Raw genomic sequence first — 19,704 nt, 5'->3', positions numbered from 1 at the left:
GGTGGCGGCCCAGGCAGGGTGGTGCTCGCCTCGTCCGGTCCTGGCGTTGCCAGGACTGCCCGCGGCCGGCGCCTGGATCGGGCGGTCGCGGAACTCGCGTCGTCCACAGCCCCCCCGGGCTGTGGACACCCGTGACGCTCAGACAACCGCTCCCTTGCATCCCGATCCAGGCGCCGGTCGCGGCGGACTCAAGCTCGCTCACCCCGCCTGGGCCGCCACCCCCGCTCGCATCTGAGTTTTTGGGTGGTCGCAGGCCTATGTTTTTTGCGGGATCGTGGGCCAACACGGCTATGAGGGGGTCGTACGGGCACTTTGTGCGGATGCGCGTGAATTTGTGGGTACTCTGTTAAATGGGGCGGCCATTGCGACCGCACGTCGTCGGCCCGTTCAAACAGTAACGATGCGTATACCCTTGGCTTCGAGCGCTGTGCGGATTTTTTTGGCAAACACGGCGGCTCCGGGCTGGTCGCCGTGCAGGCATAGGGTGTCGGCCTGCACATCGATTTCGATGCCCTGCTGGGTAGCCAGGCGTCGGCGCTGCACCATGGAAAGCACTTGCTGCAGCGATGCGTCGGCGTCTTCGATCATGGATCCCGGTTGCGAACGCGGTGTCAGGCTGCCGTCGGACTGGTAGGTGCGATCGCCGAAGACCTCGTGCGCGGCGCGCAGCCCCAGTGCCTGCGCCGCCTTGACGAGCTCGCTGCCGGCCAGTCCGTACAGGACCAGGGCGGGGTCCACGTCTTTTACCGCGCGGCAGATTGCGTCGGACAGGGCCGGGTCTTTGGCCGCCATATTGTAGAGCGCGCCGTGTGGCTTGACGTGGTGCAGTTTGGCTCCCTGGCTGGCGGCCACGGCGGCGAGCGCGCCGATCTGCACGACTACGCAGTCGTAGGCTTCTTGCGGGCTGAGGCGGATTTCGCGGCGGCCGAAGCCAAGCAGGTCGGGCAGGCTTGGGTGGGCTCCCAGCGCTACGCCATGTTCGAGGGCGGCGGCTACGGTCTTGCGCATGGTGGTCGGATCGCCGCCGTGGAAGCCGCAGGCAATATTGGCGGAGCTGACAAACGGCAATACGGCCAGGTCGTCGCCCATTTTCCAGGCGCCGTAGCTTTCGCCCATATCGCAGTTCAGATCAAGTTCGAGGCTGCTCATTGAGTTCTTCCCGAAATGGTTTAAACAGTTCGCGCAAGGGGGCCAAGGTTTGGTGGAGTCGGCCAAAGGCTTCTTCGCGCTGGCTGTCGAGTTGTTGCGCCGCGTCCAGGTCGATTTCGACGAAGTGCAGGATTTCGCCGGGCATGCACTGGGCAAGTACCGGTAAATCGACCGTGGCGACATGGGCAATTTTAGGATAGCCGCCTGTGGTCTGCCGGTCGGCCATGAGAATGATGGGATTGCCATCGGCAGGCACCTGCACGCTGCCAAAGCTGATGGCTTCGGAGGGGAGTTGCTGTGGTGTGTTCAGCTTCAGCCTGGCACCTTCGAGGCGGTAGCCCATGCGTTCCGAGTGTGGGCTGATGCGAAATCCGGTATTGAAGAAATCGTTCATGGATTGCGGGCTGAACAGGCTGCTGTGCTCTCCGGACAGCGCACGTATGGCCGTTCGTGGCATCAATCCCAGGATTGCCGGCAAATACACTTTGGTATTCCAGAGGCTTTTGGCCAGCGTATCGAGGCTGTCGGCGGCGATGTGGCGGCGCAGGGCCAGCGTATCGCCTTTTTTCAGGGCCCGCCCTTGGTAGCCGCCGAATTGGCCACGCAAGTTCGTGCTGCGGCTGCCCAGGACATTCGACAGGGCGATTCCGCCGTGAATGGCCAGGTAGGCGCGGGCTCCGTTGTTGCGCTTGCCGAATTCCAGCACGTCGTCGGGCCGGATGATGATGGGGCGGTTATTGGGTATGGCTTTTTGGTTCAGGCTTGGGCTCAGGTCGGCACCGCTGATGGCTATGCAGCACGCCGAATTGAAGCGCAGTTTCGGCCCGGTAAGCGTGATTTCCAGCGTGGCTTCGCTATCGGGATTGCCCGCCAGAAGGTTGGCAAGCCGGTGGGCGCGGCTGTCCATGGCCCCGCCCACCGGGACTCCAAGGTGTTGTGAGCCGGTACGGCCCAGGTCCTGGAAACTTGAAAGCATGCCGGGCGCGATGACGGAGATGCTCATGCCTGGCTCTCTTGCAATGCCTTGAACTCGGCCTCCGAGACAGGTACGAAGCGAACGGTATCGCCGGGCGCCAGGAGCGAGGGAGATTCGTGTTGCGGGTTGAACAGGACGACGGGGGTGGTTCCTATCAGGTGCCAGCCGCCGGGGTACTGGTTGGGGTAAATGATGGTTTGCCGATTGGCCATGGCCACCGAGCCCGCGGGTACGGCTGTTCTGGGTGTGTTGCGACGCCCAATGGCGAGCCTGGCATCGTGTATGCCCAAGTAAGGGGCGCCCGGCGCGAAGCCCAGCATGAATACGTAGGCGGGCGTCTCGCTGTGCAAGCGTATGACCTCGGCCTCGCTCAGCCCGCAGTGGGTCGCGACATCGGCCAGATCGGGCCCGTATTGGCCGCCATAACAGACCGGGATGTCGATTTGCCGGGCTGTGTATGCCTGGGGACCGCCGGCCAGCGCCTTGCCGAGCAATTTTTCGATTTCGATCGCCAGGTGCCGGAATTTAGTGTTGGCCTCGAAAGCCAGTGGATGATAATGCACGGCCACGGTATTGAAGGTAGGGACAATATCGCCGATTCCCTTGATGCCGGCCGCGCGCAGGGCGGCGGCGGCCGCAATGCAGCGCTGGCCCGTCTCCACGTCGATCTGGGTGCCGAAAATCAGCAGCAGGGTTCTATCCCCCTGAGGGACAATTTTCCATGCGGGAGACGTGTTTTCAGCGGATGGAGGCATGCGCGATAGAACGTTATTTGGCAAACAGCGAGTCTATGTTCCGGAAGGCCTTGAATTCCAGGGCATTGCCCGATGGGTCCATAAAGAACATGGTGGCTTGTTCGCCGGCTTCACCTTTGAATCGTACATAAGGCTCGATTACAAAGCGGGTTTTTGCGGCCTGCAGCTTCGCGGCCAGGGCTTCCCAGGCACTCATTTCGAGTACGGCGCCAAAGTGGCGCACCGGTACGTTGTGGTCATCGACCTTGCTGGTTTGGCTGCTGCCGCATTCTTCGGGCGACAGGTGTGCGACGATTTGATGTCCATAAAAGTCGAAGTCAACCCATTGGTCCGACGAGCGGCCCTCGGGGCAGCCCAGCAGATTGCCGTAAAAGGCGCGGGCTTCGGACAGATCGCGTACCGGGAAAGCAAGGTGAAAAGGAGGGATGGCGGCTTGGTGGGGCATCAGAGACTCCGAGTCTGGCAAGAAGTTGAGTGACTTATCTGCCATGATAGCGCTGTTGCGGCAGTTTTGCCCTCTCGGCTTGCGAGTCTGCCGTTGGCCAATTTGAATACACGGGCTAGGCAAACCGCACACTAGGCGGTGGCGGTCGTGGCGATGGTGGTCACGCGCGAGCGGGGAAACTGCAGCGAGAACAGGCTGCCGGCTCCAAATCGGCTGTGAATCGTTAGCTCGGCATTGTGGCGCATGGCTACGTGCTTGGTAATGGCAAGCCCCAGGCCCGTGCCGCCGGTGGCCCGGGAGCGGCCGCGGTCGACGCGATAAAACCGTTCGGTGAGCCGTGGAATGTCCTGCGACGCTATGCCTATGCCGGTATCCTGCACTGAATAGCAGGCAAACCCCTCTTCAGTGATGTACCAGCTCACGGTAATGGTGCCGTCTTTCGGGGTATAGCGAACGGCGTTGGTGAGCAGATTGGACACCGCTGAGGCCAGTTCGGTTTCGATGCCGACGATACCCAGATCGTCGGCGATGTTTTCGACGAAGACGTGCTGGTCGTTCGAGATGATCTTGGCTTGCTGCAGCGCCGTTCGGATGAGCGCGCTGACCTGCACCGGCTCGCCGCCGGCCGTGGGTGAGGATTCGAGCGTGGACAAGGTGAGCAGGTCGTTGACGATAGCCTGCATGCGTTGCGCCTGTTCCAGCATGAGCGTCTGGTAGTGGGCTCGTTGTTCGCCGCTGAGCGACTCGGCCGGCATGTCGCGCAGCGTTTCCAGAAAACCGGCCAGCACGGTCAACGGAGTGCGCAGCTCGTGAGACACGTTGGCCACGAAATCCTTGCGGGTGGTTTCCAGTTTTTCAACCTGGGTGACATCACGGGTGACGATGAGAAATTGCTTGACGCCGTAGGGCGTCAGTTGCACCAGCAGTGATTTGTCGCGGCCGTCTTTGCTCAGATGCAGCAAGACCGGTGTCGGCCAGTTGGCTTGTCTGCAATAGCGCGCAAACTCGGGTGTGCGCAGAATGTTCAGAATGCTGAAGTTGCGATCGGTTTTCAGATTCAGCCCGATATGTTCGCTGGCGGTCTGGTTGCACCAGGTAACGAGCAGTTCTTCGTTGAGTGTGATGGCGCCGTCGGGCAATGCCTCGGCGGCCAGCATAATGCCGGCGACGTGGCGATTGAGCAGGTCGATTTCATTGGAATCCTTGCGCAACTGCCGGTAAATCGGCGCGAGGATATCGTCCCAGGGCCCGACGGACGGAGGCGGCGGGGAGTTGATGTCTTTGACCCACCTGGATATGCGCGCGATTTGCAGGCCGCCCACCAGGGTCATGATGAGCAGGCCGAAGGCAAAGACTGCCCAGCCGATACTGGCGTTGATCCATGTGCCGCAAGCCCAGCCCAGGACTCCCCACAGGCAGATCGAGATTAACGTTTTAATCATGCTGATATTGTCGCATTGATGAGTGCGGGGATTTGTTGCGGTCCGGCCTCAGGCGGGATTGACCATGTGCACGGTAAAGCGGTAGCCCGCGCCCCGCACGGTTTCAATATGGTTTTCGTGCCGGCTGGGTTCAAGCGCCTTGCGCAGTCGGCGGATATGGACATCGACCGTGCGTTCTTCGACAAACACATGATCGCCCCATACCTGATCCAGCAGTTGGGCGCGCGAAAATACCCGCTCGGTGTGCGTCATGAAAAAATGCAGCAGGCGGAACTCGGTCGGCCCGATGGTCAGGGATGTGTTGTGGCCCGTAACCCGGTGAGTGACCGGATCGAGCGTAAGAGTGCCGATCTTGATGATGTCGTCGGTCAGCTGCGGCGCGCGCCGGCGCAGCAGCGCCTTGATGCGCGCCAGCAGTTCTTTGGGAGAAAACGGCTTGGTGATGTAGTCGTCGGCCCCGGCTTCCAGGCCTTCGATTTTGTCGTTCTCGGCGCCTTTTGCGGTCAGCATGATGACGGGCACCTGCCGGGTACGCTCGTCGGAGCGCAGTTTTTTCGCCAGCGTGATGCCCGAGGCGCCGGGCAGCATCCAGTCGAGCAGAATCAGGTCGGGCAATTCGGCCCGGATCAGCGTTTGCGCCTGTTCCGCATCGAATGCGCGCAGGACTTTGTGGCCGGCAAAGCTCAAATTGACGGAAATCAGCTCCTGGATGGCCGGTTCGTCTTCAACAACAAGTATGGTTGTGCTCATAACGCGCAATAGTATATTAAGTAATCGGGTGGCTTAAGAGAGATAATATGGCGTTAATGTTTCAGGTTTGTGAAAATCGCCTCGTTGTGAATGAGGTACGATAATCAATATGCAGAATTCAACCCCCAAGCAGCCCGGACCGTCTCCCGAAACGACGACTCATTTCGGCTATAAAACCGTCCAAGAGGCTGAAAAAGCCGCCAAAGTCGCCGAAGTGTTTCATTCGGTGGCCAGTCGCTATGATGTCATGAATGATCTCATGTCGGCAGGCCTGCACCGTGTCTGGAAGGCATTCACCATCGGCCGCGCCGATATCCGTCCGGGTATGAAGGTGCTCGATATTGCCGGAGGCACGGGCGATCTGGCCAAGGCCTTCGCCAAACGGGCAGGCGCTTCGGGCGAGGTCTGGCTGACCGATATCAACGATTCCATGCTGCGAGTGGGGCGCGACCGGCTTACCGACAAAGGCCTGCTGGTGCCTACCGCGGTTTGCGACGCCGAAAAACTGCCTTTTCCGGACGGGTATTTCGATAGGGTAAGCGTGGCTTTCGGCCTGCGCAATATGACACACAAAGATCGCGCCCTGGCCGAAATGCGGCGGGTATTGAAACCGGGAGGAAAACTGCTGGTGCTCGAGTTTTCCCATATAGCCAAGCCCCTGGCTCCGGTTTACGACTGGTATTCGTTCAATATTTTGCCCTGGCTGGGTAAAAAAGTGGCCGGCGACGAAGCAAGTTACCGATATCTGGCCGAATCGATCCGCATGCACCCCGATCAGCAGACTTTGGCGGGCATGCTCGAAACGGCCGGTTTATCGCGCGTACGCTTTTTCAATCTGAGCGCCGGGCTGGTGGCCCTGCACGAAGGCGTGAATCTGGGCGCCTAGCCCGTCATCCGAGCCCGGCCGAGCGCACGATCAGGAACAGGCCGGCTACGACGGCGACAGCTCCGATGGCTCGCGCGACGGGCTCGCCGGCCGGTGCGAGACGTTCGGCGGTAATGGCCGCCGTTACGACAGCCATTGCGCGCAGGTCCATGACTCCAATGACGAGGAGGATTGCTGTCAGGCCGGCACAGCATCCGCTGCAGCGGAGGCCGAGACGCAGGCCATGGCGCCAGGCCGCGACGGCGTTCGCCGGCAAGGCACGGCCGCACCCGGGCAGTTCCCGGCAGCAGGCGAGCTGACGTATCTTCCATGCGCTGAACTGGAGCGCGCCGGCGGTCAAGACGACCACGCCGACCGCGATCGGAACGGCGCGCGCCAGCGCCGGCATTTGCATTTCGATCATTGTCAGCGCTGTGCCCAGCGGAAAGACGGCCATTCCGAACGCGGCCCACACGCAGAAGTACCCCATGCCCATCAGCGCGGCCAGCCGGCCCGGCCGCGTCCCGCCTGTCGCGGCTATGGCTTGGCGGTAGCGCCACAGCATAGGGGCCAGGGATGGCAGCATCATTGCCACCATCATCAGGGCCCACATGCCGAGGAACGATGCCGCGGCGCCGGGCCACGTTTGTCCAGGCATCCGCATCCAAGCCATGGACATCGTCCAGCCGCCGGGCATGGGCATCTCGCCCATTGTCGACATGGCCGTGCACCAGGAGATCGTCACCGCCGCGCTGGCGGCGAAAAGCAGGGCGGAGGCGCTGAAGAAGGCATGCCGGGCAGCTCGCCCGGAAACCATGTATCGCGAGATCCCCTGTCTATCGCTTGCGCAATGGGTACCCATGATTGGGCTCAACGATTGTTGTATTCGTCGTGGCGGCGCCACCAGACGCCTGTCTCGTTGCGCCCTTTTGGGGCGCGGTCGAGCCACTGGTACATGCCCCAAAGGCCGTCCAGTCCGCGCGCATAGGTGGAATAGGTGTGGTAGACGAGGAGTTGCGAGCGACCCTTGAAGAGGTCTGTGAGCGTGGCGCTTCCTTCATCAGTATCGAATCGGTACGCCTTGTCGATCCGGACCCAGGGCAGAGCCTGGCGTTGCTTCGCAAGTTCGTCGCTGTGCCGCGTCAGCGCTTTCTCCGCATCGAGCAGTTCGAGCCGCGCCGTCATCCACTCTTCGCGTGTTCCGATCATGTGTTCTGTCATCATTTTGTGCTCCTTCAGGTGTTTCCCGTCGTTCGTTCCGTTCTGGATACGACGTGATGGTGGGTCCTTGTGTGATAGATTAATATCGGTCATCGAATGGCGGGAGTGACAAGTGTGGCGGGATTCAGATGGACTTGCTGATTGCGGCGGCGGCCCGTGCGCTCGCGGCGGGTGATCCCCTCGGCGCATTGAACCAAGTCGCCTTGCGCGACGACGCATCTGCGCTGGCGCTTCGGGGCGTCGCGATGGCGCAGCTGGGCGATTTCGTTCGAGCGAAGGTTCTATTGCGCAGTGCGGCGCGAGCCTTCGGCCCGAAAGAAGCCGTGGCCCGCGCAAGGTGTGTCCTTGCCGAGGCCGAGGTCGCACTCGCCTCGCGCGATCTCGGCGGGCCTGAGAAGGCGCTCGATGCGGCGCGAGCGACGCTCGAAGAGCACGGCGACCGCGTGAACGCCGCTCATGCGCGGTATCTGAAGGCGCGGCGCCTTCTCCTGATCGGGCGCCTCGACGAGGTCGAGCGCACGCTTGCCGAGCTCGACCCCGCGGCCTTTCCGCCCGCGGCCAGAGCCGCCCACGAACTGGTCGTTGCGGGGATCGCGATGCGGCGTCTCCAGACGAAGGCGGCGCGCGCTGCATTGGCCCGGGCCGGGCGCGCCGCGCACCTCGCCGGTATCCCTGCGCTGGCGGCGGAGGTCGAAAGCGCGTCTCTTGCTCTGAATATGCCCGCTGCGCGCCTGATTGCGCATGGCGAGCAACGACCCCTCCTGCTCGAGGAGGTTGAAGCCTTGCTGGCGTCGGAAGCGCTGGTCGTGGACGCGTGCCGTCATGTCGTGCGCGACGCCCGCACGGAGATCTCGCTTGCAAGGCGCCCGGTGTTGTTCACGCTCGCGCGCGCATTGGCTGAAGCATGGCCCGCGGATGTATCGAGGGACGCGCTTGTTGCGCAGGCGTTCCGGGCGAAGCTCGCCGATGAGTCCTATCGCGCGCGCTTGCGTGTCGAAATCGGGCGGCTTCGCACGGCGCTTCGGGCACTGGCCGGTGTGAGTGCGACCAAACGAGGGTTTGCACTGATGCCGCGTCGTGCCGCCGAGGTCGTCGTGCTGGCGCGGCTGGTCGAAGAAAAGCATGGGGCGGTGCTTGCCTTCCTCGCCGACGGCGAGTCGTGGTCGAGCTCGGCCCTGGCGCTTGCGCTGGGAGCCAGCCAGCGCACTGTGCAGCGGGCGCTCGACGCGCTTGCGGCCGCGGGCAAGGTGCAATCGTTTGGCCGTGGGCGGGCTCGTTGCTGGATGGCCCCGCCCGTGCCGGGATTCACGACAACTTTGTTACTCCCCGTTCCCCTCCCTATTGATTAGGATGCAAGCATGAATCGATCAGCAGCCAAAATCACGCGTGAATATGGGCCCTTTCCGGATGTCGGCAATGTGGGAGGGGTCGCGTATGACGGCCGGCAAGTCTGGTTTGCAGCCGGAGACAAGTTGTGCGCCTTCGATCCAGCCAGCGGGACGACACAGCGTTCGATTGATGTCGCCGCGCAGGCGGGAACGGCCTTCGACGGCCAGCACCTGTTTCAGATCGTCAAGGATCACATCCAGAAGATCGACCCGGCGACCGGCCATGTGCTCGCCACGATCCCGGCCCCCGGTGGCGGCAGCGACTCGGGGCTGGCATGGGCCGAAGGCACGCTCTGGGTGGGGCAGTATCAAGACCGGAAGATCCATCAAATCGACCCCCGGACCGGGGCGATTCTTCGTACTATCGAGTCCAATCGCCATGTCACGGGAGTCACCTGGGTCGATGGTGATCTCTGGCACGGCACGTGGGAAGATGACGCCAGCGAGTTGAGGCGGATCGACCCTGGAACCGGAGACGTCCTGGAGATGCTCGAGATGCCGCCTGGGGTGGGTGTGTCGGGGCTTGAGTCCGACGGCGGCGATCAGTTCTTTTGCGGCGGCGGAAACAGTGGGAAGGTGAGGGTCGTCCACCGGCCCCGTCGAGGTTCCTAGGCGCTCCAGTCGTAATCGATCGTCAGCGGCGCGTGGTCGCTGAAGCGTTCATCCTTGTAGATCGCCGCGCTGACTGCCTTGGCGGCAATGCCGGGCGTGGCGATGTGGTAATCGATGCGCCACCCGACGTTCTTGGCCCAGGCCTGGCCGCGATTGCTCCACCAGGTGTAAGCCTCGCCGGTGGTGTCCGGATGCAATTGGCGGTATACGTCGACCCAGCCCATTTCGCTCAGGACCTTGCTGAGCCAGGCCCGTTCCTCGGGCAGGAAACCGCTGTTCTTCAGATTGCCTTTCCAGTTTTTCAGGTCGATTTCATGGTGGGCAATATTCCAGTCGCCGCAGATCACGAATTCGCGCCCGGTTTTTTTGTACTCTTTCATCATGGTGTCGAGCCAGGGCGCAAAATGATCGAGGAAACGATATTTGGCCTGTTGCCGTTCGTCGCCGCTCGAGCCTGAGGGCAGGTAGGCGCTGACGACACTGTGGTTTTTCCAGTCGGCGCGGATAATGCGGCCTTCGTTGTCGAATTCGTCGCAGCCCATGCCTGTGGTAACAGCCTGGGCGGGTTTGGCCATATACAGGCCTACGCCGCTGTAGCCCTTTTTTTCGGCATGATAGAAGTGCCCGCTGAAGCCCGGCGGGTGCAGCAGATCGTCGCTGAGATCGTCCGCATGGATCTTGATTTCCTGCAGGCACACCACATCGGCCTGCTGGCTGGCCAGCCAGGGTTGCAATCCTTTGCGAAAGGCGGATCGGATGCCGTTGACGTTGAGTGAAGTGATGCGTAGCAAAGCAGTGTCCTTGATTGGCTGTTGAGCTGCGGAGGTCCGGCCGGCGCGCGGGCTGCGCTCGGCCTTAGTTGTCTTGTACTCCGTACCTGGCGCGATACGCGGCCACCGCTGGGCGGTGTTCGGCAAGTTGCGAGTCGTGATCCAGCACTCCCATTATGTCGCCCAGGGACGCGATGCTGACAACGGGCATGTTGTAGATTTTACTGACGTCCTGTACGGCCGAGTGCGGCGACAGAGCGTCGTCGGCCCCGGCCCGTTCCATGCGATCCAGGGCGATCAGGACGGCGGCGGGCTGGGCGCCGGCCTGGCGGATGATCTCGACCGATTCGCGTACCGAGGTGCCTGCGGTAATGACGTCATCGATAATGACCACTCGGCCCTGCAAGGGGGCGCCGACGAGCGTGCCGCCTTCGCCGTGGTCTTTGGCTTCCTTGCGATTGAAGGCGAAGGGCACATCGCGGCCGGCCATCGCGGGGTGGGCGGCCAATGCGATGGCGGTAGCTGTGGACAAGGGGATGCCCTTGTAGGCCGGGCCGAACAGCATATCGAATTGCAGGCCGGAGTCGATCAGCGCCTGGGCATAGAACCGGGCGAGGCGGCCCACCGACAAACCGGAGTTGAACAGGCCCGCATTGAAAAAATAGGGGCTCAGGCGCCCCGATTTGACCTTGAATTGCCCAAAGCGCAACACACCTTGTTCCAGGGAAAAACGTACAAAATCTTTGCGGTTCTGAGTAGGATCGGCCATGGCGGGAAAGTCGGGAATTAAAAGCGCCATTATCGATGATTCTGGCTTTTTATGGTGGCAGAGGGGTAGAGGCCAGGACTTGCTGGCACAGGGGTTCGGTCAGGAAATCGATGAAGGTGCGTACTTTCGGGGTCAGGTATTTGCGGCTGACGTAGGTGGCATAGAGCTCTTGCGGCGCCTGATGATACTGCGGCAACACCCGTGTCAGCGTGCCGCGCTGCAGGTCTTCCTCGATCAGCCAGGATGGCAGGAAGCCGATGCCTGCGCCCGCGCACACGGCATGACAGGAAAATGTGGTGTCGTCGGACTTCATCAGGGGGGTGAGGCGAATCAGCGCCTTGCCCTTGGGGCCGTCGAACTCGAAGCCTTCGGTATTGAGGTAATTGGGCAGTATTCCGCCGTAATGGCTCAGATCCGATATGGTTTTGGGGATTCCGTGGGCCGCCAGGTAGGCAGGCGCGGCCACCAGATAAAAGGGCACTTCGCAGATGCGCCGAACGATCAGGTGAGGGGACGGGTCGCGTGTGACGCGCAGCGCCAGGTCGTAGCCCTCGGCTGCCATATCGACCTTGCGGTTGGAAAAATGCAGATCCGGTACGACTTCGGGGTAACGTCGCTTGTATTCGGCCATGATCCGTACCACGCGCGGGTTGGCGAACCAGACGGGGGCGGTGATCTTGAGAATGCCCTGCGGCACTTCCACACTGCTTCCGATGGCGGTTTCGGCAAGCAGGAGTGTGTCCAGGGCGGCCCGGCATTGCTCATAATAGAGTGCGCCAGCCTCGGTCAGGCTGACGCGCCGGCTGGTGCGGTTGAGCAGCCTTACACCCAGCTCTTTTTCCAGGTGGGCCATGTGTTTGCTGATCATGGGCGCCGATAGAGACAGGCGCCGCGCCGCCGCGACAAAACTGCCGCCGGCGGCAATTTCACAGAAAACCTTGAGGCTTAGCAATGTATCCATTGTTTCCTGTCAGGAAATGAATTGTTAATTATATAGACGTATATTTCTTAATAGGATTTTTGTAAACTTTGCCCGTGTTGCAGGAATTCGTGATTCCATGCCGGTTTCCCGGCGGCGAGTCGCGCTACGTTGCTGAACATACACAATTTATTTTCTTTTTTATACGGGATCATTATGTCAAACGCCAATTGTCAAATCTGGGCTTCACGTGCGCAGGCCTTGCTCCGCATTGTTGCCGGATATCTGTTCCTCTCTCATGGCAGCGCCAAACTGCTTCATATACCGCATGTGGCCATGTTCGATAATCTTCAGCTGTTTTCGCTGCCGGGCCTGGCCGGCGTCCTGGAACTGGTCATGGGCACTCTCATTCTGGTCGGCCTGTTTACGCGGTTCGCGGCGTTCATTGTTGCGGGCGAGATGGCGGTTGCCTATTTCATGGCGCATGCCAGCCAGGGACATGTTCTGGCCCCGTCCTTGAACGGAGGCGATGCGGCGGTTTTATTCTGCTTTGTATTCCTGTTCCTGGTTGCCGCCGGCGCTGGCGCCTGGAGCCTGGACGGTCTGCGCAACAAGGCTTAACGAAGAATTTTCAGGAGCGTCATCGTGAAGATGCCCAGCTATTTTATTTCCCATGGCGGCGGCCCCTGGCCGTACATGCCCGAGGCGCAGGAAAGCAATGCCTTGCTGGCGGCTTCGCTGCGCAATATCCCACAGCAATTGCCCCGGCGTCCGGTAGCCATACTGGCCGTATCGGCGCATTGGGAAACGCAGGCCGGGTTCAAGGTGATGGCGCATCCCCAGCCTCCCATGCTCTACGATTATTACGGCTTTCCGGCGCACACCTATCAGGTCAAGTATCCCGCGCCGGGCATGCCCGGCCTGGCGGGACGCGTGCACGATTTGCTGCAGGCGGCGCGTTTGCCGGTGCAGATCGATCACGAGCGAGGCTTCGATCACGGTACGTTCGCCCCCCTGGCCGTGATGTATCCCGATGCGGACGTGCCGGTTGTGCAGTTGTCGATCGAGGCTCATTACGATCCGTCGGTCCATATTGCGCTGGGCCGGGCTCTGGCCCCGTTGCGCGATGAAGATATCCTGATCCTGGGCAGCGGGTTGAGCTATCACAATCTGCGCAATATGGGCGCGGGGGGCACGCTGCCCTCGGCGCAGTTCGATGCATGGCTGCAACAGGTAGTGGTGCAGGGACCCATCGACCAGCGGATAGCGCAGCTTGAAAAATGGGCTGCGGCTCCTTCCGCGCGCCAGGCCCATCCGCGCGAAGACCACCTGATTCCCCTCATGGTGGCGGTGGGGGCGGCCGAAAACGAAGCGGCAACCTGCATTTATCACGAAACTCACGCCTTTGGCGGAATTACCGCGTCGAGTTTCCGCTTCGGTTGACGCAATCCGGCCCTGTGCCCGCCCATTGCTGCCGACCCGTTGGCCACGGACACCCGCAAGAGGCGCCGCCGTGGTTCAGCCCAGCTTTTGTTTCAGCAAATCGTTGACCTGCTGCGGGTTGGCCTTGCCCTTGGCGGCTTTCATTACCTGGCCGACCAAAGAGTTGAAGGCTTTTTGCTTGCCGGCCCGGAACTCTTCGACAATGGCCGGGTGAGCGGCCAGCACTTCGTCGACGAGGGCGCCTATGGCGCCGGTGTCGCTGATTTGCCGCAAGCCGCGCGCCTCGATAATGGCGTCGGGATCGCCTTTCTGTTCGCCCGACCACATGGCGGCAAAGACATCGCGCGCTATTTTGTTCGAGATGGTGCCGTCGATGATGCGCGCAATCAGCGCGGCCAGCGCCGCCGGTGCGACCGGGCTGTCGGCCAGCGCGATTTCGTCGCGATTGAGCGCGGCCGAGAGTTCTCCCATGACCCAGTTGGCGGCCAGCTTGGCTTGGCCTTGCGGCAACAGGGAAGCGACGGTCTCGAAGTAGCTGGCGCTATCGCGATCTATGGTCAGCTGTGCCGCGTCGTAGCCGGTCAGTTCGAATTCCCGTTCGAAACGGGCCCGTTTATGGGCCGGCAGCTCTGGCATCGAGGCTTTGACCTGTTCGATCCAGCTATCGGCGATGACCAGCGGCGGTAAGTCGGGATCCGGGAAATAACGGTAATCATGCGCGTCCTCCTTGCTGCGCATGGTGCGTGTTTCGTCGGCGTCGGAGTCGTACAGCCGTGTTTCCTGCCGCACCGTGCCGCCGTCTTCGATCAGTTCGATCTGGCGCCGTACTTCGTACTGGATGGCGCGTTCCATGAAACGGAAGGAGTTGAGGTTCTTGATTTCGCAGCGGGTGCCGAATTCGGCCTGCCCCTTGGGGCGCACCGACACGTTGGCGTCGACGCGAAACGAGCCTTCTTGCATATTGCCGTCGCAAATACCCAGCCAGACGACCAGGCCATGCAGCGTGCGCGCGTAGGCAACCGCCTCGGCGGCCGAGCGCATTTCCGGTTCTGAAACGATTTCCAGCAAGGGTGTGCCGGCGCGGTTCAGGTCGATGCCGGTGGACGATTCGCCATGCGGACCGGTGAAGTTTTCATGTAGCGACTTGCCCGCGTCTTCTTCGAGGTGGGCGCGGGTAAGATTAACGGTCTTTTCCTGATCGTCGACAAAAAAGCTGAGCTTGCCGCCCAGGACTACCGGGATTTCATACTGGCTGATCTGATAGTTTTTGGGCAGGTCGGGGTAGAAATAGTTTTTGCGGGCAAAGATGGAACGAGGTGCGATTTGGGCGTCCACGGCCAGGCCGAACTGGATGGCGCGCTCAACCGCACCCACGTTCATGACGGGCAGGCTGCCCGGCAATGCCATGTCGACTTCGTTGGCTTGCGTGTTTGGCGCCGACCCGAATCGTGTGCTGCTGTTCGAAAAGATTTTCGATTCGGTGGAGAGCTGGGTGTGTGTTTCCAGCCCGATCACGATTTCCCATTCCATTATTGCTGTTCCGGTTTGCGTTGATGCCAGTCGGTAGTCTGCTGGAAACGATCTGCTATGGCCAGCAGCCGTCCTTCACTGAAGTAGTTGCCGATGATTTGCAGCCCGATGGGCAGCGAGTTGGGCGCTCCGCCGAATCCGCAGGGGATCGACATGGCCGGCAGACCGGCCAGGCTTACGCCCAGCGTATAAACATCGGCTAGCCAGTCGGCGGTCGGGTCGTCGCGATTGACTCCGATGGGCTTGGCCACGGAGGGGGTGACGGGACCCATGATGACATCGCAATGCTGGGCAAAGGCTTGCTGGAAGTCGTTGGCGATCATGCGGCGCACGCGCTGGGCCTGCAAGTAGTAGGCATCGTAATAGCCGTGGGAAAGGACATAGGTGCCGACCATGATGCGACGCAGCACTTCGGCACCGAAGCCTTCGGCACGCGAACGGCTGGTCATATCGGCCAGATCGCGGTACTGCGCCGCGCGGTGGCCGTAGCGTACCCCGTCGTAGCGCGACAGATTGCTCGAAGCCTCGGCCGGGGCAATCACATAATAGGCAGGGATCGAAAGCTCGGTACGCGGCAGCGAGATGCTGACGCGCCGGGCGCCCAGCGACTCGAAGGTTTGCAGGGCGGCTTCGATGGCCTGGGCGACATCGGCGGCCAGCCCACCGTTGAAAAACTCGGTGGGTACGCCGATGCGCAAGCCGCCCAGGGGAAGTTTGCCTGATTGTTGTTGCGTTGCAGCATCGAAATCGTTGCGTACTCGCCCCGGCGCGTTGGCGGCGCCGTCGCAGGTTTCGAGGCTGGTGGAGTCGCGGGGGTCGAAGCCGCTCATGACGTCGAGCAGCTCGAGCAGGTCTTTGGCATGCCGCGCGATCGGACCCGCCTGGTCGAGGCTGGAGCCGAATGCCACCATGCCGAAGCGCGAGACCGTGCCGTAGGTAGGCTTGATGCCGCTTACTCCGCACAGGGCGGCGGGTTGGCGCACCGAGCCGCCGGTATCGGTGCCCGTGGCGGCGGCGACCAGTCCGGCCGCGACGGCGGCGGCCGAGCCGCCGGAAGATCCACCCGGTACGAAAGCCCGGTTCCAGGGGTTTTTGACCGGGCCGAATGCCGAATTTTCATTGCCGGAACCCATGGCGAATTCGTCGCAATTGAGCTTGCCGATCGATACCGCGCCAGCCTCGAGCAGGCGGCTGACAACGGTGGCATCGAAAGGGCTGGTGTAGTCGGCCAGCATTTTGCTGGCCGCCGTGGTGCGCCAGCCGCGGGTGACAAAGACATCTTTGTGTGCAATGGGTATGCCGGTAAGGGCCTGGCCCTGCCCTTTGGCCAGCAAGGCGTCGGCGGCGCGCGCCTGGGCCCGGGTAAGCTCGGGGTCGATATGCAGGAACGCGTTCAGGCTGGAACTGGCCTCGGCCGCCGCCAGGGCGCTGTCGGCGAGCTCCAGGGCGCTGAGTTGACGGGCCTGCAAGGCCGTACGCAAAGCTTCTATGCTGGAAAATTCAGTGTGTAGCGATGAAATAGTGGACATGAGTTATTCGATTACCGTGGGCACCAGAAACAGGCCGTCTGCTTCGGCGGGGGAGTTGGCCATCAGGGCCTTGCGCTGTTCCTGCGAGTGTGTCGCCGCAGCGCTGTCGGGCCGCAGGCGCAGAGTGATGTCCTGATGCGCCGACAGAGGATGAGCCATGGGTTCGATGCCGCTGGTGTCGACCGCCTGCAACCGCTCGATTAAGCCTAAAATACCGTTCAATTCAGCCTGCGCGCGGCGGCTGGCCTCGGCAGAGAGTTCGATGCGCGCAAGCCGCGCAATGCGTGCAACGTCTTGATCAGTGATAGCCATGTGTGTCCTGGACCGTAAAAAACGGCTTGTCCGGCATCGGTTCGAGGCTGGGCAATACCTGAATGTGGGTGGCGAGCCAACGCGTTACAAAAATTAACAGCGCTTCGATAGACTCTTAACAAAGGTAAATTATAAGTTATCATTGTCGGTTTAATCGCTAACCAATTCCCGCCCTACTTTCCTTGCGGCAAAGTGACGTGAAAACCGGCTATGCGGAACCCTTCCCCAATCAGCGGGCTTTTCTTAATTCTGACTTAACTGAGCGTCCATGTTCGGATTTCTACGTAGTTATTTCTCCACCGATATGGCAATCGACCTTGGCACGGCCAACACGTTGATTTATGTCCGCGGCAAGGGGATTGTGCTTGACGAGCCATCGGTGGTGGCAATACGCCACGACGGCAGTTCCAACGGTAAAAAAATTATCCAGGCGGTAGGACGAGAGGCCAAGCAGATGCTGGGGCGCGTACCTGGAAACATTGAAGCCATACGGCCCATGAAAGACGGCGTCATCGCCGACTTCACCGTTACCGAGCAAATGCTCAAGCAGTTCATACGCATGGTGCATCCACGCAGCATGTTCGCGCCCAGCCCGCGTATTATTGTGTGCGTTCCCTGCGGCTCCACCCAGGTCGAACGCCGGGCAATACGCGAGTCGGCACTGGGTGCCGGCGCCAGCCAGGTCTACCTGATCGAAGAACCCATGGCTGCCGCCATCGGAGCCGGCCTGGGCGTTTCCGACGCCAGCGGCTCGATGGTTGTCGACATCGGCGGGGGTACCACCGAAGTCGCGATCATCTCGCTGGGCGGCATGGTCTATAAAGGCTCGGTGCGCGTCGGCGGCGACAAGTTCGACGAAGCCATCATCAATTACATACGCCGCAATTACGGCATGCTGATCGGCGAACCCACCGCCGAACTGATCAAAAAAGAAGTCGGATCGGCTTTCCCGGGATCCGAAATCCGTGAAATCGAGGTAAAGGGGCGTAACCTTTCCGAAGGCGTGCCGCGCAGCTTCACGGTGTCGTCCAACGAAATCCTCGAATCCCTCACCGATCCTCTCAACCAGATCGTGTCGGCGGTCAAAACGGCGCTCGAGCAAACACCTCCCGAGCTGGGCGCCGATATCACCGACAAAGGCATTTCGCTGACCGGCGGCGGTGCCCTGTTGCGCGATCTGGACCGCCTCCTGCAAGAAGAAACCGGCTTGCCGGTGGTCGTGGCTGAAGACCCGCTGACTTGCGTGGTTCGCGGCTGCGGCGAGGCTCTCGAGCATCTCGAGCGCCTTGGCACGGTGTTTATTTACGATTAATTCAGTTCGGGTTCGGGTGCCCCCGGGAGTGCGCCGAGCGGCTTGAGGCGCAACAATTGCCATGCAATACAATAGGACGATCAGGCTGTTCAGGCATGGACCGACTGCCGAGTTCCGGGTTTTCGTCCTGGTCGTACTGGCTCTGTCGCTGCTGGTGGTCGATGCCCGCTGGCGCATCCTCGACCCGGCCCGCCAGGCCATTTCGGTGGTCATATATCCTTTTCAGCGCCTGGTGCTGGCTCCGCGCGACGCTGTAGCCGCTTTCAACAACTGGGCCGATGCGGCCGCGCTGGCCCGCACCGAACAAGAAGCGTTGCAGCGACAGCGCATCGAACTTGCCCAGATTGCCACCCATGCAGCCCAGCTTTCCGCCGAAAACGAGCAATTGCGCCGCCTGCTCAATGTGGCCGATACGGTCAAGCAGTCTTCGGTGGCCGTCGAAGTACTGTACGAGCCGCCGAATGCCTTTGTTCACCATCTTGTTTTCAACAAGGGAACGGCAAACGGGATCCGCCCGGGGATGCCGGTGATCGACGAAGGCGGAGTGGTGGGGCAGATTGTGCGTGTTACGCCTTTTACCTCCGAAGCGGCGCTGCTGACCGACGATAATGTATCGATTCCCGTGCAGGTATTGCGCAATGGCTTGCGCCTGATTGCCTTCGGCGGCAGTGTAAGCGGCAAGGTCGAGGTACGCTACCTGACAACCAATGTCGATATCGAGCCTGGCGACACGCTGATCACCAGCGGTATTGGCGGTTTGTTCCCGGCGGGCCTGTCGGTGGCTAAAATCGACAAGGTCGAACGCGACGCCGCCACCGGCTTTGGCCGGGCGGTGGCGACCCCTCTTTCTCATCCCGAGCGTTATCGCCATTTCCTGGTGTTGCGTGTTGATGTGTCGAAGTCCGACACTAACCAGGAGGCCCAGAGCCATGGTTCGCAAGCCGAACAGTGATGCCATCTCAACCGGGGGCTTCGGGCGTTCGTCGTTAAGCTCCCTGCAGCCCATCGATGCCGCGCCATTCAAGCGGCCCGCCCATCCTCTGTTTGTCTGGGGGACTTTGCTGCTGGTCTGGCTGATTTCCTTCTTGCCCTGGCGCCTGTGGCAGCCGTCCCCGGATATTCTGCTGCTGGTGATCGCTTTCTGGTGTCTCAACGAGCCGCAGCGCGTCTCGATGCTGACGGCGTTCGTATTTGGCCTGCTCATGGATGTGCACGATGCTGGCTTGTTGGGCGAAAAGGCCCTCACTTATACGCTGGTGGCTTATGGCGCGATTGCATTGGCCCGCCGCCTGCAACGTTTTGGCGCAGTCATACAGGCCATACATTTGTTGCCGGTGTTTGTTTTTTCCGAGGCGGTGTCGCGGTTGATGCATGCCTGGCTGGCGGGCCAGTGGGCGGGCTGGCAGTGGCTGTGGTCGGCATTGTTGACGGTGCTGCTCTGGCCTATTGTCGACGTGTTGCTGCATATGCCGCAGCGTCGCCTGGATGCCGCGGATTCAGGCTCGGTATAGCTGGGC

The 19,704-nt window shown here is 61.3% G+C and carries 22 protein-coding genes; 8 read left to right on the top strand and 14 right to left on the bottom strand.

From position 1 onward, the window contains the following. Window positions 1-387: 387 nt before the first annotated feature. The 6 genes from ACYVIS_RS04075 to phoB all read right to left on the bottom strand — a co-directional run bounded on the left by ACYVIS_RS04075 (window position 388) and on the right by phoB (window position 5,517). Window positions 388-1,149 (bottom strand): LamB/YcsF family protein, encoded by a 762-nt coding sequence (locus ACYVIS_RS04075; protein ID WP_232741212.1) that lies wholly within the window; start codon window positions 1,147-1,149, stop codon window positions 388-390. Beyond that, the gene (locus tag ACYVIS_RS04070; RefSeq protein WP_460873338.1) at window positions 1,130-2,152 is read right to left on the bottom strand and encodes a 5-oxoprolinase subunit C family protein; all 1,023 of its coding nucleotides are present in this window, start codon (window positions 2,150-2,152) and stop codon (window positions 1,130-1,132) included. The genes ACYVIS_RS04075 and ACYVIS_RS04070 overlap by 20 nt, the downstream gene beginning before the upstream one ends. Continuing rightward, window positions 2,149-2,880, bottom strand: coding sequence for a 5-oxoprolinase subunit PxpB (gene pxpB, locus ACYVIS_RS04065; protein ID WP_232741210.1), 732 nt, complete (start codon window positions 2,878-2,880; stop codon window positions 2,149-2,151). Before pxpB ends, ACYVIS_RS04070 begins: the two co-directional genes overlap by 4 nt. A gap of 13 nt (window positions 2,881-2,893) precedes the next feature. Next, a complete protein-coding gene (locus ACYVIS_RS04060; RefSeq protein ID WP_232741209.1) occupies window positions 2,894-3,325 on the bottom strand; it encodes a VOC family protein in 432 nt (143 codons plus the stop codon). A gap of 131 nt (window positions 3,326-3,456) precedes the next feature. Then, window positions 3,457-4,767 (bottom strand): phosphate regulon sensor histidine kinase PhoR, encoded by a 1,311-nt coding sequence (phoR, locus tag ACYVIS_RS04055; RefSeq protein ID WP_232741208.1) that lies wholly within the window; start codon window positions 4,765-4,767, stop codon window positions 3,457-3,459. Window positions 4,768-4,815: 48 nt separating this feature from the next. After that, window positions 4,816-5,517, bottom strand: coding sequence for a phosphate regulon transcriptional regulator PhoB (phoB, locus tag ACYVIS_RS04050; protein ID WP_232741207.1), 702 nt, complete (start codon window positions 5,515-5,517; stop codon window positions 4,816-4,818). A 109-nt stretch (window positions 5,518-5,626) separates the two neighbouring features. Between phoB and ubiE the strand changes: the two genes are divergently transcribed. After that, window positions 5,627-6,403: a bifunctional demethylmenaquinone methyltransferase/2-methoxy-6-polyprenyl-1,4-benzoquinol methylase UbiE gene (ubiE, locus tag ACYVIS_RS04045; RefSeq protein WP_232741206.1), complete on the top strand. Its 777-nt coding sequence runs from the start codon at window positions 5,627-5,629 to the stop codon at window positions 6,401-6,403. Between the two features lie 4 nt (window positions 6,404-6,407). On the opposite strand, the gene ACYVIS_RS04040 is transcribed toward ubiE, so the two are convergent. Beyond that, window positions 6,408-7,040, bottom strand: coding sequence for a DUF2182 domain-containing protein (locus ACYVIS_RS04040; RefSeq protein ID WP_460873337.1), 633 nt, complete (start codon window positions 7,038-7,040; stop codon window positions 6,408-6,410). 212 nt (window positions 7,041-7,252) lie between these two features. Continuing rightward, on the bottom strand, window positions 7,253-7,603 hold the full coding sequence (locus ACYVIS_RS04035) for a DUF899 family protein (protein ID WP_460873357.1): 351 nt from the start codon (window positions 7,601-7,603) through the stop codon (window positions 7,253-7,255). Window positions 7,604-7,731: 128 nt separating this feature from the next. Between ACYVIS_RS04035 and ACYVIS_RS04030 the strand changes: the two genes are divergently transcribed. Together ACYVIS_RS04030 and ACYVIS_RS04025 are read left to right on the top strand one after the other, a co-directional pair. Next, window positions 7,732-8,952: a helix-turn-helix domain-containing protein gene (locus tag ACYVIS_RS04030; RefSeq protein ID WP_460873336.1), complete on the top strand. Its 1,221-nt coding sequence runs from the start codon at window positions 7,732-7,734 to the stop codon at window positions 8,950-8,952. Window positions 8,953-8,961: 9 nt separating this feature from the next. Further along, window positions 8,962-9,603, top strand: coding sequence for a Vgb family protein (locus ACYVIS_RS04025; RefSeq protein ID WP_460873335.1), 642 nt, complete (start codon window positions 8,962-8,964; stop codon window positions 9,601-9,603). Here ACYVIS_RS04025 and ACYVIS_RS04020 read toward each other — a convergent pair. The 3 genes from ACYVIS_RS04020 to ACYVIS_RS04010 all read right to left on the bottom strand — a co-directional run bounded on the left by ACYVIS_RS04020 (window position 9,600) and on the right by ACYVIS_RS04010 (window position 12,103). Continuing rightward, window positions 9,600-10,394: an exodeoxyribonuclease III gene (locus ACYVIS_RS04020; protein WP_460873334.1), complete on the bottom strand. Its 795-nt coding sequence runs from the start codon at window positions 10,392-10,394 to the stop codon at window positions 9,600-9,602. The genes ACYVIS_RS04025 and ACYVIS_RS04020 overlap by 4 nt on opposite strands. 64 nt (window positions 10,395-10,458) lie before the next feature. Then, entirely contained in the window at window positions 10,459-11,142 is a 684-nt protein-coding gene (gene pyrE, locus ACYVIS_RS04015) for an orotate phosphoribosyltransferase (RefSeq protein ID WP_232744671.1), read from the bottom strand. Window positions 11,143-11,191: 49 nt separating this feature from the next. Next, complete coding sequence (locus tag ACYVIS_RS04010; RefSeq protein ID WP_232741201.1) at window positions 11,192-12,103, bottom strand: LysR family transcriptional regulator; 912 nt, start codon at window positions 12,101-12,103, stop codon at window positions 11,192-11,194. Between the two features lie 174 nt (window positions 12,104-12,277). On the opposite strand from ACYVIS_RS04010, the gene ACYVIS_RS04005 reads away from it, so the two are divergent. Then, window positions 12,278-12,682: a DoxX family protein gene (locus ACYVIS_RS04005; protein ID WP_460873333.1), complete on the top strand. Its 405-nt coding sequence runs from the start codon at window positions 12,278-12,280 to the stop codon at window positions 12,680-12,682. A gap of 30 nt (window positions 12,683-12,712) precedes the next feature. Beyond that, complete coding sequence (locus ACYVIS_RS04000) at window positions 12,713-13,504, top strand: DODA-type extradiol aromatic ring-opening family dioxygenase (protein ID WP_232744670.1); 792 nt, start codon at window positions 12,713-12,715, stop codon at window positions 13,502-13,504. A 75-nt stretch (window positions 13,505-13,579) separates the two neighbouring features. Here the strand turns inward: ACYVIS_RS04000 and gatB are convergent, their stop codons facing one another. Genes gatB through gatC form a run of 3 tightly spaced genes read right to left on the bottom strand, consistent with a single transcriptional unit; the run spans window position 13,580 to window position 16,875 of the window. Continuing rightward, entirely contained in the window at window positions 13,580-15,034 is a 1,455-nt protein-coding gene (gatB, locus tag ACYVIS_RS03995) for an Asp-tRNA(Asn)/Glu-tRNA(Gln) amidotransferase subunit GatB (RefSeq protein WP_232741199.1), read from the bottom strand. Next, window positions 15,034-16,563, bottom strand: a complete 1,530-nt coding sequence (gatA, locus tag ACYVIS_RS03990; protein WP_232741198.1) for an Asp-tRNA(Asn)/Glu-tRNA(Gln) amidotransferase subunit GatA — start codon at window positions 16,561-16,563, stop codon at window positions 15,034-15,036. The genes gatB and gatA overlap by 1 nt, the downstream gene beginning before the upstream one ends. A gap of 3 nt (window positions 16,564-16,566) precedes the next feature. Further along, window positions 16,567-16,875, bottom strand: coding sequence for an Asp-tRNA(Asn)/Glu-tRNA(Gln) amidotransferase subunit GatC (gatC, locus tag ACYVIS_RS03985; RefSeq protein WP_460873332.1), 309 nt, complete (start codon window positions 16,873-16,875; stop codon window positions 16,567-16,569). Window positions 16,876-17,143: 268 nt separating this feature from the next. Between gatC and ACYVIS_RS03980 the strand changes: the two genes are divergently transcribed. From ACYVIS_RS03980 to mreD, 3 genes are all read left to right on the top strand, one after another. After that, entirely contained in the window at window positions 17,144-18,187 is a 1,044-nt protein-coding gene (locus ACYVIS_RS03980) for a rod shape-determining protein (protein ID WP_232741196.1), read from the top strand. A gap of 61 nt (window positions 18,188-18,248) precedes the next feature. Then, window positions 18,249-19,139: a rod shape-determining protein MreC gene (mreC, locus tag ACYVIS_RS03975; protein ID WP_232741195.1), complete on the top strand. Its 891-nt coding sequence runs from the start codon at window positions 18,249-18,251 to the stop codon at window positions 19,137-19,139. Next, window positions 19,117-19,698 (top strand): rod shape-determining protein MreD, encoded by a 582-nt coding sequence (gene mreD / locus ACYVIS_RS03970; protein WP_232741194.1) that lies wholly within the window; start codon window positions 19,117-19,119, stop codon window positions 19,696-19,698. Before mreC ends, mreD begins: the two co-directional genes overlap by 23 nt. Window positions 19,699-19,704 lie beyond the last annotated feature (6 nt).

The organism is Paralcaligenes ginsengisoli (genome assembly GCF_054781135.1).
The sequence above is the reverse complement of the archived record's forward strand: the minus strand, read 5'-3'. Positions and strand labels throughout refer to the sequence as shown.